This window comes from Paenibacillus sp. P5_B5, from assembly GCF_056400365.1.
Genome location: NZ_JBFULK010000002.1, coordinates 196,488 through 211,706, shown reverse-complemented (window position 1 = coordinate 211,706; position 15,219 = coordinate 196,488). Strand labels below are relative to the sequence as shown.

At 42.2% G+C, this 15,219-nt stretch carries 10 protein-coding genes; 1 reads left to right on the top strand and 9 read right to left on the bottom strand.

Features of this window, described 5'->3' with window-relative positions:
- Positions 1 to 14: 14 nt before the first annotated feature.
- The 3 genes from AC1DOK_RS03590 to AC1DOK_RS03580 all read right to left on the bottom strand — a co-directional run bounded on the left by AC1DOK_RS03590 (position 15) and on the right by AC1DOK_RS03580 (position 4,932).
- Positions 15 to 2,162, bottom strand: a complete 2,148-nt coding sequence (locus AC1DOK_RS03590; RefSeq protein ID WP_477552858.1) for a hydantoinase/oxoprolinase family protein — start codon at positions 2,160 to 2,162, stop codon at positions 15 to 17.
- 73 nt (positions 2,163 to 2,235) lie between these two features.
- Entirely contained in the window at positions 2,236 to 3,528 is a 1,293-nt protein-coding gene (locus tag AC1DOK_RS03585; protein WP_477552857.1) for a citrate transporter, read from the bottom strand.
- 45 nt (positions 3,529 to 3,573) lie between these two features.
- Positions 3,574 to 4,932, bottom strand: coding sequence for an FAD-dependent oxidoreductase (locus AC1DOK_RS03580; RefSeq protein WP_477552856.1), 1,359 nt, complete (start codon positions 4,930 to 4,932; stop codon positions 3,574 to 3,576).
- A gap of 303 nt (positions 4,933 to 5,235) precedes the next feature.
- On the opposite strand from AC1DOK_RS03580, the gene AC1DOK_RS03575 reads away from it, so the two are divergent.
- On the top strand, positions 5,236 to 7,299 hold the full coding sequence (locus tag AC1DOK_RS03575) for a methyl-accepting chemotaxis protein (protein ID WP_477552855.1): 2,064 nt from the start codon (positions 5,236 to 5,238) through the stop codon (positions 7,297 to 7,299).
- Positions 7,300 to 7,358: 59 nt separating this feature from the next.
- On the opposite strand, the gene AC1DOK_RS03570 is transcribed toward AC1DOK_RS03575, so the two are convergent.
- From AC1DOK_RS03570 to AC1DOK_RS03545, 6 genes are all read right to left on the bottom strand, one after another.
- Positions 7,359 to 7,931: a methyltransferase family protein gene (locus tag AC1DOK_RS03570; RefSeq protein WP_477552854.1), complete on the bottom strand. Its 573-nt coding sequence runs from the start codon at positions 7,929 to 7,931 to the stop codon at positions 7,359 to 7,361.
- Between the two features lie 19 nt (positions 7,932 to 7,950).
- Positions 7,951 to 8,349 carry a hypothetical protein gene (locus tag AC1DOK_RS03565; protein ID WP_477552853.1) on the bottom strand — a complete coding sequence of 133 codons (399 nt, stop codon included), beginning with the start codon at positions 8,347 to 8,349 and terminating at the stop codon, positions 7,951 to 7,953.
- 303 nt (positions 8,350 to 8,652) lie between these two features.
- A complete protein-coding gene (locus AC1DOK_RS03560) occupies positions 8,653 to 10,479 on the bottom strand; it encodes an ABC transporter ATP-binding protein (protein ID WP_477552852.1) in 1,827 nt (608 codons plus the stop codon).
- A gap of 32 nt (positions 10,480 to 10,511) precedes the next feature.
- The gene (locus AC1DOK_RS03555) at positions 10,512 to 12,359 is read right to left on the bottom strand and encodes an ABC transporter ATP-binding protein (RefSeq protein WP_477552851.1); all 1,848 of its coding nucleotides are present in this window, start codon (positions 12,357 to 12,359) and stop codon (positions 10,512 to 10,514) included.
- 286 nt (positions 12,360 to 12,645) lie between these two features.
- Positions 12,646 to 13,317, bottom strand: a complete 672-nt coding sequence (locus AC1DOK_RS03550) for a YdeI/OmpD-associated family protein (protein WP_477552850.1) — start codon at positions 13,315 to 13,317, stop codon at positions 12,646 to 12,648.
- An 82-nt stretch (positions 13,318 to 13,399) separates the two neighbouring features.
- Entirely contained in the window at positions 13,400 to 15,049 is a 1,650-nt protein-coding gene (locus AC1DOK_RS03545) for a GGDEF domain-containing protein (RefSeq protein ID WP_477552849.1), read from the bottom strand.
- Positions 15,050 to 15,219 lie beyond the last annotated feature (170 nt).

Here is a 15,219-nt window from a genome sequence, read left to right as displayed (position 1 = left end):
CACTCCCCTCCTTCTTACTGATAAGCAATTACGATCATTTCATCTGCCCCATCCAGCATTTCTGTCTCGATCTCCAGGATCGACATGAGTTGCTCTTTGGTCTGCATTCCTGTCAAATCCAGCATTTTTTCCTTATAGAATACAAACACCTTTGGAATCGTTGCATTCGCATCCGAGTATATCGTGTTATCATCCAAAAACTCACCAAGTGCAGTCTGGGACTGAGACTTGGTAAGCATTGTATACTGCACATTGGCCTTCTTGAACCGCACAACGCCTTCCCGGTCGAGAACACTTACCGCATTGGACTTCTTCTTAATCAATCCGAAGAACGACTTCTTCACATTCTCACTTGCAAAAAGACTCCAGCGTCCGCTTCTCGCCATAAGCTTCATCGATTCGGGCGGCTGATCAACGGATTCGGCTGCGACGGCCGTCAACTCAGTATCTGACATCGATTGTTTCCCTAAATCTTTCGAACGGAGCTCGGTTGAACCTGTTGCGATAGCACGCAATATATTTTTTTGGCTATCAATCTCGATCGTAACCTCAACCGTAGCTTCACTTGCCCCCGATTTAACGATACGCTCCACAATTTCGGACCGAATCCGCTTAATTTCTTCTTCCGTTGGATTCACAACAGTCCGTTCCATCTGTTCCTTCACCATTGCTAGTGCAACGCCGATCGTAGATACGTACGGAGCGTTGTTTGCAATTTGGCTCTTCATTTTCTCCCGCTCTGCCATCGCTGGAACGAGAACCGCACCGCTGCCTCCACCGCCTACCAGCGTAACAAACGATCGATCCAATTCATAGTCCTCAATCATTTCATTAACCGTCTTCATCGTTTTATCGATTGCAATGTTCATAACCTGTCTGGCAGCCTCTTCCACACTCAGTCCGACATGGGTAGCGAGCGCTTCCCAAGCTTTTATCGCTGCTTCTTTATTCCCTTGTGCATAATCGCCTTCAGGAATATAGCCGAGAATATTAGCTGCGCCAGCTAAGGTATAAGAGTATTCCTTGCCATTTCCGCTTTCAAGAATAATGTATTCTGCCGGGTCACCCTGGCGTGGACTGACAAACTTCACTTTAGGATTGATAATATCCTCACTCTTCGCAAATGCCTCATAAGCCTTGCCTGCAATATGCGCGCTTCGTGGACCGACATCGGTAATCTTGCCGCCAGCTACCTTGATCATACTCCCCCCGGCTATACCAAGCGTACGTACATCAAGCGACTGAAGGTATGTACGGTGACCACCAACTTCGGCGTTTTTGATCATGACTTTACCGTTTTTGATAACGGAAATATCAACACTCGTACCGCCGACTTCAAAGAAAATTCCATCTGATATTTTTTCGTACATAAGCGCACCAGCCACTCCAGCTGCCAGCCCAGACAACATCGTCAGAATAGGTCTCTTGCGTACCTCATCGATGCTCATAACCCCGCCGTCACAACGCATAATCATGAGCTGTGATTTGATGTTGGCGTTTTTGACAGATTTCTCCGTCATATTTGCTGTCTCCATCATTTTCGGTATGAGCGAAGCGTTGATGACTGCTGTTCTTGTTCGAGTCTTCAGCCCGTAAAGCTGAGAAATTTCGTGTCCACCGGTGGCAAAAATCCCTTTGCGGTTGGCAATTTCCACAACGCGCAGCTCGTTCCTAGGGTCGTCTACACTGTAAGCCTCAGAAGCGACAATTACTTCCGCTCCCTGCTTTACAAGATCATCAATTGCTGCTTCGATCTGGTCATCCGCTAATTGCTTAGAGTCCAGATACGTATGAAATGTCTTCAAATACTTCCCTGGGGCGAGTTCGATATCACCTGGATTGGATTCCGAACGGGCGCTGAGGCCATCAAGACCTGATCCCATTCCAATAATACCAACGGATGCAACATCCCCTTCCAGCAACGCATTCGTTGCTTGCGTTGTTCCGTGAGCGATAAATGTTACATCTTCTGGCAGGATTCCTCTGCTTGCCAAAATTTTATTTAATATCTGTACGATCCCTTTTGCCACGCCGTCTTCATCGTGATGAGTGGTCGGAATTTTCATTTTCTCTATAACTTCATAAGTTTCATTATCAATAACAGCTGCGTCTGTAAACGTGCCGCCGACATCAATACCTACCCTTACCTTTTTTCTCTCCATAATTTCCCTCCTGAAGTAAAAAGCGGGGTTCGCACATACTATGCAATACCCCGCCCGAGTTTATGTGCTGGATTTAAAAGACCATGAATGCTCCGATCAGCATCGATATAAGTACTGAAACCATCATCCAAGGAAGTGTCTTTTTCAAAATTTCATTAATGTCACTCTTCGTAAAGTCTGCAACCCAAACGTTATGCGAGTTCGTTGGGTCAGAGACAGCCTGCACATTACTTACTACACGTAATGCCAGCATCGCAGCAATTGGAGTCATACCAGCTGTTACAAACAAAGCAGCAATACCACTTCCAAGTCCCCATACGTTCAGGGGTCCACGATAAATAGCCAGTGGTGATAACAGAGTAAAGAAGATAATGTACGCGATCGGGCTCGTCGGCAGAACCGCTTCAATCAGAGGCGAAATGATCGCCGACACCTGCGGTGCCATAACTGAGTTCAGGAGAATACCGATACCGATCATCAGTGCCATCGCACCTGCTACGTCCTGAATCCCTTCCACTAAAGCGCTGGACAGAATGTGAATTGGACGTTTAGGTAGTGTAAGTAAAATGGTTACCAGAGCACCGATAATAACCGCCGGTACGATATCGAGCTTAAAGGCAAATACGAGAACAACCGGTACAATCGGGCTGATCAATGCGATGGTCGGAACTTTCTTTCCTTCTCCACCAGTAGCGTTTGGCATAGCCCATGCCTTGCGGCCTTTGCCGTCCCTTTTAATGTAGAAAACAATCATCGCTATCGCAATAATGATAAGAGGCAAGGCTGCTACGAGTGTGTAATCCGCAATCTCTGCAACAGAGAGACCAAGAACGTCCTTATACACAGCCCAGTTTGAGACGTTAAACAATGCCCCCACCCCGACAGCCGAAAGAACTACAATTGAAGCGACAAACTGAGAAATACCTGCGGTAAGCATGATCGGAATAACAATCGTACCAACGAGAATGACCATACCCAGTCCACCTGCTGCGGAGAAAATAACGGATGCGGTCGCAAAGAACAGAAGACCGATCAGAATTGGTTTGTCACCGGCAAGTTCAGCTGCTTTTCGAATAATGGATTTGGTAATACCCACTTTGTTCAAAATCTGTCCGAACCAAGCACCAAATATGAGGCCTGCAATCGCACCAGACAATCTCATAGAGCCGTCGGACAAAATTGTTTTGGCTATTGTAACTGTTTTCGGATCTTTTGAAATAAAGGGAACACCCGCAATAATCGCAAACAATATAGCCATTAAAGGTAAAGCCAGAATCGTTGGAAGTTTCCGAGTCATCATCAATCCAACAAAGATTAGGAAGACGAGTAAAATACCGATGGCTTGAAACCACATTACTGTTGTCAATTTAATTTCCCCTCTCGATATGGTTACAGCTTAAAATAAGTTTCACTATATTTCCAGATAAGCACCCTGCTCTTTAAGACTCTGCTGCACTTCCTTGATATTGACATCCTGTACATCAATACCACGCTTGGCAGAAATCGCTGCTGCTACACCCCCAGCTTGGCCGATAGCACCTGTTGTCGGTGTTGTTCTCATTGCAGACTGCGCTTCAAATGTAGTTGAAATACAGCGTCCGATTACGATTAGGTTCCTTACGGATTCTGTTATCATGCAGGAGTAAGGAATGCTGTACATTCCGCCCCACTCTAGCTTCTGGTGCTTCGTCCCTTCCCCATCTGGACTATGAATATCAACAGGGTAGCCAGAATGTGCTATGGTATCTTCGAACAACCGTTGCTCCATCAGATCTTCGACTGTCAACGTGTACATTCCCTTAATCTGCCGAGAGCTGCGGACTCCGATACTCGGACCAGTCGACTCCACAATAGCGTTCTCAAAGCCTGGAATATATTTACGAACAAACAGCTCAAGCTCCCGGCATTGTTTGCGCCCTACCATTTCCGCTCGGCTCAGACTCAGTGCATCCGTTGCATCATGACCCAATATACGGGTCGTATTCATGATGACTTCACCTGGATTATTCGTCTCGAAGAAAAGAATATTTTCTCTAGGAATAGATATTTCACCTTTCGCCTTAGCTTCCTTGAACAGGCTGTCAAACCCGCCAACCGATAGTCTCGGTGCTTTCTCAATGATCGATGTATCTCCTTTGTACAGTGGGAAATCATCTGGATGACTATGAATGTATTCCTTAACCTTCGGAATGTCCACATTGTACATTTTCATCTTCAAAGTCATCGGTTGCATCGCTCCATCGGACTCTCTGCCCTTCGTAAACTCCGCACCTGCTCCAACAGATAAGTCTCCATCACCTGTACCGTCGATAAACACGGATCCTTGAATTTCACTCAACCCTGACTTGTTACATACCGTTATGCTAACAATCCGACCATTCTCTGTCTTCACACCTGCTAGCATCGTGTGGTACAAAATCTCTCCACCACTCTCGGTCACCATCAGTTCAAGTTCGTGTTTCATAGCCTCAGCATCAAATGGCGTTACCGAATATGTAAATCCGACTGTATCAAAAATATGTCCTGGTGATTTACCCAGCTTCTTCAAACGCTCAATCAACTGATTTGTATAACCCTGTATTGCCAGCTTTTCACCCGCATGAAAAGTCATCATCGGACCGACGCCGTTCGCAGTAAGCGTCCCACCTAGGAAACCGTGGGATTCAACAATCAACGTCCTCGCCCCTAAGCTCGATGCCGCAACCGCTGCCATCGCCCCGGAAATACCTCCGCCCATTATGACAACGTCGTACCTTTGCATACTCTCCATATCCATCTTCACTCCTTCTGGTAATGATGTATGATGATTTCTTGTATGTAGATTAACAGAAAACCAGAATAATGTAAATGCTTTCAGAAAATGATTTTCTATTTTAACGTAAATTTAGAAAATAATTTTTATCTCGTTTTAGCGTTGCATTATTTATCTCTCGTAGCACTGGAAAATATTTATATGATGCTCCATATATATGACAAATCAGTGTCAAACTGAATTGCGTCTTGCTTGCGGCGAGGGTTTAGTTATAATTGATCTGACATAATTAAACCGCCTTAAAAAAGAGGAGACATCATGATGCCATCAAAAGTAAAAAATCCGCTCAAACTTTATTCCCAAATGTCTTTGCGTTACAAGCTGCCGATGCTAATCAGTCTATTGGTTACGTGCATATTAATCGTCACAAGCATATTTATGTACCAATTTGGTTCAAGTTTGCTCCTTGATAAGAGCAAGGATGAAATGCAGGCGAACGCCGATCGTATCGGAGAAAATCTGTTTTCTTTGATGCAATTAGAAAAACAAACGACTTACCTCGGATCCGTTCATAACACATTTAAGGAACTTCTCCAATTAAGAAACGAGAATTCCATGACAGATCAACAATTTTTCTCGTCCCAGAACAAATTGCAAATAAAAGCTAATGCCGTCCTCTTGCAAAGTCTCTCGGGAGCCGGTGATAAGGAATCCTTATCGTTAATTGATGCCAAGGGGACGATTGTAGCAAGCAGTAACCCGGATGCGGTCGGCACCGATCGTTCTGATCGGGTTTATTTCAAGGAAGGCATGCAAAACCGTTTTTTTGTTAGTGATGTACTGGAATCCAGAAGTACGAGCTCTCAAGTAGTCGTATTGGCTGAGCCGATTAAAGACGATTCCGGTAATGTATTGGGAGTATACAGCAGTACGATAAATACGAAATCCTTTATCAATATGCTACAGAATATTAAAATTAACGATGAAGGAGTTATCACAATTCTCAGTCGATCGGGTACCACCGTATACCATTCCTTAGATTCAACTCAGATCGGAAAGCCAACGGGTGCTCCGGAACTTGCGGGAATTATGCAGGAGAAGGCGACAGACGAAATCTTGCAGGGAGAAGTCGAGCACCCAGATAAATATATCCGTTATTCAAAAATACCGGTGGCAGATTGGACAGTTGTCGTTGAGGATAGCTATCAAGATATAAAGAAACCACTGGACACTTTATTAAATAATATGATGATCGCTACATTGATTGCTATTGCGATAGCGATTGGCGTCGGCATCATACTTTCCAGAATCGTTACATCTCCAATTATTAAAATTACAAACCTATTCAAGAAGTTGTCTTCCGGAGATCTGACTGTAATGGCGGACGGGAAATACGAAAGCGAGTTCAAGCACTTGGCTGACAGCTTTAATGTTATGGTTGGGCAGAACAAAGCACTAATCCAACATATGAATAATTCTATCGATGTGTTGAACAACAGTACGCATCAATTAGAGCAGTCATCGAAAAGCACCGCCCTTTCTATTCAGGAAACATCGGTAACTGCCGGAGAAATTGCCAAAGCAATGGAGTCCCAATCGAACGATACGGAACACATTGTAGGCAAGTTTATTGGTTTGGGTGATAAAATTGACCACATCAACAGCCGAACTCAAATGGTTCATGAACGCTCTCAAACGATTATTGAAATCTTCCACAGTAATAATGAAGTGATTGACAATCTGATTGAAATTAACAACCAAAACGAGCAAGAAGTTCAAAAAATATCTTCGATAACCGGGTTCCTGGCGGAAAGTTCCAATCATATCCGTGCGATTACAGGAGCGATCTCAAATATTGCCAACCAGACCAATCTTCTTGCGTTAAATGCCTCGATTGAAGCAGCAAGAGCAGGCGAACATGGACGGGGATTCAGCGTGGTAGCAGGTGAAATTCGTAAGCTTGCCGAACAAAGCTCCAAGCAGTCAAGTGAAATTAACGCGATCATTCAACAGACACTCAAACATGTCGATGAGAACAACAAAAGTGTTAGCGAAATCCAGGCTATCGCCGCCATTCAGGATAAACATGTAGGGAAAACACAGCAGGCGTACCAAGTGATTCACGATCATATTATGGACATCACCGAGCAAATCAAGTCGATGGCTGCCGAAGTGGCAAGCATTGAAAAAGATAAAGAAGAGGTGCTGGAGTCCGCACAGAGCTTATCTGCTTCTGGAGAAGAGGTCTCGGCTTCAATAGAGGAAGTTACTGCTACAGTTCAAGAGCAATCCGCGATGGTTCAGCAACTGGCGGGGATGATCGAATCGATCGACAATCTGACGAAGGAGCTTGCGCAATCCGCTTCTCAATTTAAAGTGAAATAAGTAAACAGCCCCTGCTTGTGATTTACACGAGGAGGGGCTGTTTTGCTATCGCTAACCGATTAACCGATATAGCGTCCTGCTTTCTTTTTATAATCCAAATACTCATTCCCAAATACCCTGGCTAAAAATTTTTCTTCCTCCAGTATCTGAAAATGAAGGATAACCACCGCAATCAAAGAGATTAGTACAAGAGCAATATTAGCAAATGCTATAGCTATGCCTATGTATAGCAAATCAAATCCTAAAAACGCCGGATTACGACTATACTGATAGATTCCCGTTGTAACCATGCTTGTGTTCTGAGTTTCATCTACTCCTGCTCGCCAACTGCTTTTCATTGTTCCCATTGCAATGATGAATACAATTGTCCCTGCTAATGAAATGCCAATACCTGCAAAGCGAACAAAAGGATTGGAGTATACATGGGTATCAAATACGATGCTGATCAATTGTGCAGCAGCTAATAAATAGGTCATTGTTTTTAAAATAACTTCTATTAAAAATGTCCTCTTGTCCTTTTGACCCTTACCCATTCGATCTGTAGATATACCCTTCTTTTTTTGCATCAACATTTTCAAGAAATAGCTTCCATAAAAAAGACACCAAACGATTAAACCAGCTATGATGAACAACAGTGCTCCTCCTCTGTAATTAACTCAAATCTGAAATTTTCCAAGAAACAGAAAAACTACCCTTATGCTTCTTAGCCTCAAATTTCATTTCGTACTTACCGCCTTTGTCTACTGAAATCGTAAAGTTAGATGTAGGAATATCGCTTCCTGTATAGTAGGATATACCCTGATCATCTACTATAGAAAAATCCAACTCTCCAGCATCAGAAACGATATTAATTAAAAAATCGCACTTCTGTCCTTCTTTAAGAGTGACTGTTTTAGCTTTGCTCCCATTGAATTTTTCGTACGACATATCCCAAGACGTATTGGTTTGATTTCCAAATGACTTATAGGTCATATAACTACTTTTTCCACATGAACTAAACAACATGACACAGCTTAATATTAGGAGCACAAAATACATTCGTTGTTTCATTAACAATCCACCTCCTATAAATAACCAGTTAGATTCAATTTAACACCGATGGCACATAAATCTATGACCTAAGTTACATCCTGGTGAGCTTTGCAGTTAATTCATTGTCTTGTTTAGTATTTTCAAGAAGAGACGTAATTTTCATATAAGAATAGATTACGAGAAGTATATTTTTGGAGTTATAACATATAAAAGGCTATCGCTTGATAGCCTTTTATATGTTGATCTATAGGATACTAGCAGTAGATTTTCCCTGACTACTCTAATCTAGCTAAAAATTCAAAGGGTTTTGCATTCCATGCTTCATATGGAATTATACCATTGCGCCTGGGCACGATACATTGCGGCATATTGACCGCCTTTGGCCAATAGTTCTTCATGATTGCCTTCTTCGATGATTCTTCCGTCTGCGAACACTAATATTCGATCTACGATTGAGGTAATACCCAAACGATGGGAAATTAAGATGGTGGTTTTGTCACCTGTAATCTGGGCAAAATCGCGATATAGCTGCGCCTCAGCAACAGGATCAAGCGCAGACGTAGGTTCGTCTAGCACCATGATTCTCGCCTTGTCACGATACATCGCGCGAGTGATGGCAACCTTCTGCCACTGCCCACCAGATAGATTATTGCCACTCTCACTAAAGCTACCAACCAATTCATCCAAACTGTTAGGCTGTGTCTGAATGAAAGTATAGGCGTCCGTCTTTTTAGTGAGCAGCATGAGTTCCTCGTCTGTTACATGGCGGTCCTTATCCGCAATGGTGATATTACCACGTAAAGAAGTCTCGTATCTCCCGAAATTTTGAAACACGACAGAGATGGCATTACGTACAGTCAACAGATGATCCTTAATATTCAATCCACTGACTGTAATCTCGCCTGAGGTAGGCTGATGCATGCCGCATAGGAGATTAGCAAAAGTTGATTTTCCTGAACCATTTTCGCCAACAATTGCTATTTTTTCACCTTGCCTGATGGTTATATTCAAGTTTTTTAACGCCTGTGTGGCCGAATAAGGATAGGTGAAGCTCACATCGTCAAACACAATATCTGCGCGTTCTAGTACCTGCGGGTTATCTTCTAATTTTTCTTTTGGCGTAGCTTCCAGTTGAAAAAAATCATGCATGAATTTAATATTACCAAAGAATCGTGCCGCACCCACAAATACTTTAGTCGTAGCGGTTTGCAGCTGTACAGCGAGAGTAGACACTAGCATAAAGATTCCTAGCCCTATAGCGGGGTTATCATAAATCTCCTTAGCAACTAGCAGTAGGATTCCAATATACACGCAGTTACGTAGAATATCCGCAATTGAATTATAGAGGACATGCTTGCGAGTTAAGCTGTTCTTTTTCTCTAGGTAACGTAAAGATACGGTACGCCACCGCTCCTTAATCCACGGATAGATCCCATTAAATCTAACATCATTCATAGACTTACAATTTTCATTCGCACCCGATGCCATATAAAATAAATGTACGGACATGGCACCATCTTTCATGTTCTTGGTCTTGTTTTTGTCATCCTCATCTTTTTGCAGAATCGAGAGTACAACAGCGGGAATGCAAGTTACGAGCAGGATGACGACAATCCACACACTAATATCCAGTAACACTGTAATAATACTGACAAAAGTAATCAGTTGCTGGAGTACTACAATGGTCTGCTGCATACTCTGCGCCACCTGTGCGCCTCCGAACATCTTAGCAAATTCCAGCTTTTCGCGAAAATCACCTTCATTCTCGATGTACTTGTATTCCACTCGACTCGCACAATCAATAACGGTCTTCTTGATATACTTAGTCGTACGCTGCCGATCCACCTCTGCATAATAGTCATGAGCAAACGTGTAACCTGCCTGTATCACATAAAGCACGATAAGGAGAAGAAAGATAAGGAGCGCATTCATTAGCTTTTCCTGCCCCTGAGACATCAATTGCACTTGGTCTGTAAACTGTCTTAACGTGATTGAAATCCACACAGGCACAAAGGCTACAGCAAAACCTAATAGATTTACGAATAGAGATAATTTACTTTTGGTACGATAGCTTACTTGTAAAGCCTTCCACGCAACGCTTAGAACCACACGGGTACCAAGCTTTTCATTAAGCTCCTTTTGTTCCATTCACCTCACCTCCTCGTCTAACAAGTTGAGATTTATCCACTAGTCTTTACCTTGTCACTAATCTCCTGATCGTACCATTGCGCCTGCTCGTGAAAAAAGTTAGCATAAACGCCTCCCTTTTTCATTAACTCTTCATGAGCACCGTCCTCAACAATTCTACCGCCATCTATCACCAGAATACGGTCTGCCAAACGAGCGAAACCAATACGGTGGGAAACTAGAATAGAAGTCCTTCCCCCTAATTTTTGCTTGATGTGAAAGAACTGCTCCATCTCTGCGATCGGATCTAGCATTGAAGCTGGTTCATCAAATATCATAACTTCCTTGTCGCTCATATGAGCCCGAGAAACAGCCACACGTTGTCCCTCTCCACCAGACAGCACAGCACCGTCCTTATAAACTTGCTTACCGAGAAGGTGGTTCATCCCTTGCTTCAGCTTCTGGAACACTTTACTTGCTCCACCCTTATGAATAGCATCTAGAATCATCGTTTCGTTCTCGATTTCTTTCACATTCCCGATGCCCACGTTCTCTCCAAGCGTCAGATGGAATAAGTAAAAATCTTGAAAAAAAGCACCCATTTTCTCATTCATATACGCCTTGCTGTAATCCGAATAGGGCCTGCCCCCAAATTTCACTTCTCCCTCAGTCGGAACATATAAGCCTAGCAGAATTTTAACGAGAGTCGTTTTGCCGCAGCCGTTACTGCCAACTAATGCTACGGTTTCTCCACGCTTAATTTTAAAACTAAGATCCTTAAGAATAGGCTTTTCTTTGTTGTAGGCAAAAGACATACGGTTCACTTCAAAGCAAATTTCCTCATCAAGTGCCGTATTTGCCTTATGTTCTTCCTCTTCGGGATCTACCACCGGAGTATTTTCAAAGAAACGTCGCTGAATGTCGAGGCCATAGAGACCATAATCCAGCTGTTGATAGCTTTTGGGTATAGTCGAAACCGCATCAGCAATACTGGTGCAAAGAATATAAATCATTAGAAGGACATCAGGGCCCATCTTGCCATTAGATACTTGAAACAGGGAATACAGGATCATCAATACCATAAATACATAGAAGCCTATTTTGCTGAAAAAGGTTAGCTGAGCAATGCCATAAGCACGTCTCACCTGACTCCCCTCGATCTGGTTATAAGCATTCTCCCAATCCTGTTTAATTCGCTCCGCACTATTAAAAATTCTCGTTTCCTTGGCTGTATCACCGTTCTGAGCAAGCTTCTCAAAATAGTCCGCTTTGCGAAGCATTTCCCTCAGCTCTTTCCATACCACACGTGCCTTATTCGAGAAAGCGGAGTTCAGGCAAATGACCACAACAATATAGATCGCTGTCATGAGGAATATGAATTTGGAAGTGATGAACGCCACCACCATAAGGGAAATGATAGAAGCGAGCCTCGCGAGAAGTGCACAACCTGAACTGGTTAAGTCGGTGAGAGAGCCACAGCGGGAAATAGCTGCGTAGTAGTCATCGTTGACCTCTTTCTTCACAAGCTCGGTGAGATCAACACGTTGTGCGCTGTCCATCATCACCTCTTCCAGACCCAAATAGTAGGAATCATACATCATCATGTACAAAAGGTCGTCATTCAGTCTTGTCGAAAGTCCCGACACGGTGAGAATAATTCCGAGCACCACAATATCAGGTATCACCGATGAGAATGTACCTGTTCCCGAGGAGATAAATCCAGATAGATTCGCGATAACGTCTCGATTATATGCCAGTGCCACTGCAGGTAACACAGCAAGACCGATACTAAGCACCATCCAGATCAGAAACATTTTCTTATCAATTTTCCACGCAAGCCTTATGCCCCACTGAGCTGCTAATAGCTTGTCTTTGAACACTGTTTTTTTGGTTTTGGACACGGCTCTACCCCACTATTTCTTTACTTATTTAATTAGAAAATATATTTATATTTCAAAATTATAAAACTATTAATATGGATTTTTATCTACATTCATATAAAAAAGACACTGAGAAACCCTTCACTTGTCAGAGTTCAGGGTTTCTCAGCGTCTCTCCCAGTATTCCTTTTAAGTAATAATAGAATATATGCATGTACTCAACTAATTTCAGCTATCTTATGCTAAAATAATCCAGTTGTCAACATTTTTACTTAGCTTCACAACCTGCATTAACCCTATGTTCTCCCTAGGTCTGAGCTTGGCGATACAGCTCACGACTCTTATAACCCGCCTGAAGAATCATCTTCATTTCTTCTCGACGCTTGGTTCTTGTTTCCTCTTGTTTAGCACTATAGACATAACGTGCCCAATCCTTGCGATAACCAGGGGTAAGTGATTGGTAAATGGTTAGCAGCTCTGGCGCATCTTCCAAATCCTTCTCGACACTTGGAATGAGGGAAATATAATCATCTACACATTGACTTGGTTTGGAAGAAGTCTTGTTCTTACCCGCAGCGTCCTCTTTAAACCCGACAACTGTAAAGACATCATCCAGTCCTACCATACGTGCAAATTTAATATTGCTTGTCCCGATATACCCATCCTCATCGCTGCCTAGACCCCCTAGCAAGTCATCCCGATGAATAAATGTTGGGTAAACTTTGTTTCCTTTTTTCGGGTACGCCGCAAAGACATAGCCATTCTTATTCAGATGTTGATGTTCTATTACACGATTAACCAGTTCCTTTAATGATTCCATATCTAACACAAAAGCAAATATAAGATCATACGCACCATCGCTCAGCGTAGTATCATAGCCTGTCAATTCTGCCACATAATCTGTTCCTTCAGGTTCATTCAATATAGCTACTTGTTTGTACTTGTCTAATTTCAGCTTTTCTACGATCGATTTCGTCATTATGCTTCATCCCCCAAATATTTTCGGTTACTTCCTTAATTCAAGCTAATTATGGCTCAACACTAAAATCAGTTATAGCAGGCTATTCCTTCATTTCGTCTTTTGTAGAATACATATTTTTATCCGCGCGTTTGATCGTATCGGTAATCTGTTCATCTTGGTCACCATCATACATAGCATATCCAGCAGCTACCTGGAATTCAAAAGCCAAGCGTTCATTCTCTTCTTCACATGCTTCAATAAAGCTTACTATTCCTTCTTTCACGGCTGACTGCTCCCAATGATGCAGGATACAAATAAATTCATCCCCACCGATGCGATAACAAGTGCTGTTCTGATGAAACGCCTTCTGCAGGCACTTACCCGCGCTAATAATTGCCTCATCACCCAAATGATGTCCATGAATATCATTGATCTTCTTAAGATTATTTATATCGGCTAGAATAATGGTCATTCCCTGTCCATCCGTAATACCATTTAGATCGGTCGTATAAGCCGTTCTATTCTTACAATGCGTCATCAAGTCCGTGTTAGCCAAACGTCGATAATGATCTGCATGTTTGCTGAGATCTATAATATGTATCGCTTTTTTAAGCACATGTACCGATAAAATCAGCATAAAGAATAGGATGCCCACTAGGAAGAATTTCCCGATCGCAGCATCTCCTAAGTAATAATAATAGATTAGTTCCAAAAAGAAGGAAACACATATTCCTCCAAACGAAATAGCGAAATAGCGGACCTCATGATTATGATACTTAAACAGTTCTAATATAAGCGTCGTCATAATCACAACACACCAACTCACAAGTAAGAAATGAGTCACAAAAGCAGTATAAAAGAAGTCCACCACATTGAATAACTGTAGTAGCATCACCACCATAGCATTGGTACACAATATCCAATTGAAGCATTCCATCAGTATCTTATATCTAAAGTTTTGAAACGAACAAATATATTGTACAATGGGGATCGGAAACAACGTCAGACTTACATAATTCATATAAAGAACCAGCATCTGATTTCCAATGAAAAATTGCGTCGTCTTACTTTCTCCAATCAACCAGATCGCGATTAATATCGCGAACCATCCCAAATACTTGATTCCTTTTTCGCGAACAAGGACTTTTCTAAAGATGATATATAGAGCTAACAGTATGACTCCAATGATAAGAATGATGCCTGCAGCCAGTAAGCTAATTCCGTGTTGTTTCATAATATGAAAGAGGATGGAGGATTTCGTTCCCCCGTATACCTCGCGAAGTATTCCAACAATATACTGATAGGGCGATGTAATTTGGATGGTGATTTGTTTTCCCGCTGCATGCTCTGGGAGTTCAATGATATTCCATGCCGTGCCGCTGTTCTGCCCAAACATTCTTTTCTCTTCATCTATACCAAAAGAATAAATCAAATCACGCTCTACATAAACCTGAATGCTTTGTAGGCTTGTACGTATACTTAATGTCCTAAGTCCGTCTATATCCGGCAATTGATAAGAAATAGATACACTTTGATTGGTACCTGCTTCTAACACGGTAGGTAAATTAGCTGTCCTTACGGTTCCATCCTTATCCCTGTATTGCCAGCCCTCATTCATTTCATAAACAGCTTCACTATCAAATGCCATATTCTCATGAGAACTGTTCCAAATCACTGCCGCCGAAACAACCACGATTAGCAATATTGTATAAAAAACAAGATTCCTTGTTGTTTCATATTTAAATTTCATCTATTTCATTCCTTATTGTCGATATATAGTCGTCTATATCTTACTATAATCAAACAAATTAGTAATTTAAATAATCAGATAATTAATTCTGGATAAGTAAAAAAGCTAGCCATAATGCCTAGCTTAATCCATACATGTTGATTATAGAAGGTATTGGGTTTTGCCCAACT

Bases quoted from the DNA above. Each gene is read 5' to 3' on its own strand.
- AC1DOK_RS03590 (WP_477552858.1), bottom strand. From the start codon at position 2,162: ATGGAGAGAAAAAAGGTAAGGGTAGGTATTGATGTCGGCGGCACGTTT.
- AC1DOK_RS03580 (WP_477552856.1), bottom strand. From the start codon at position 4,932: ATGGAGAGTATGCAAAGGTACGACGTTGTCATAATGGGCGGAGGTATT.
- AC1DOK_RS03575 (WP_477552855.1), top strand. From the start codon at position 5,236: ATGCCATCAAAAGTAAAAAATCCGCTCAAACTTTATTCCCAAATGTCT.
- AC1DOK_RS03565 (WP_477552853.1), bottom strand. From the start codon at position 8,349: ATGAAACAACGAATGTATTTTGTGCTCCTAATATTAAGCTGTGTCATG.
- AC1DOK_RS03560 (WP_477552852.1), bottom strand. From the start codon at position 10,479: ATGGAACAAAAGGAGCTTAATGAAAAGCTTGGTACCCGTGTGGTTCTA.
- AC1DOK_RS03550 (WP_477552850.1), bottom strand. From the start codon at position 13,317: ATGACGAAATCGATCGTAGAAAAGCTGAAATTAGACAAGTACAAACAA.
- AC1DOK_RS03545 (WP_477552849.1), bottom strand. From the start codon at position 15,049: ATGAAATTTAAATATGAAACAACAAGGAATCTTGTTTTTTATACAATA.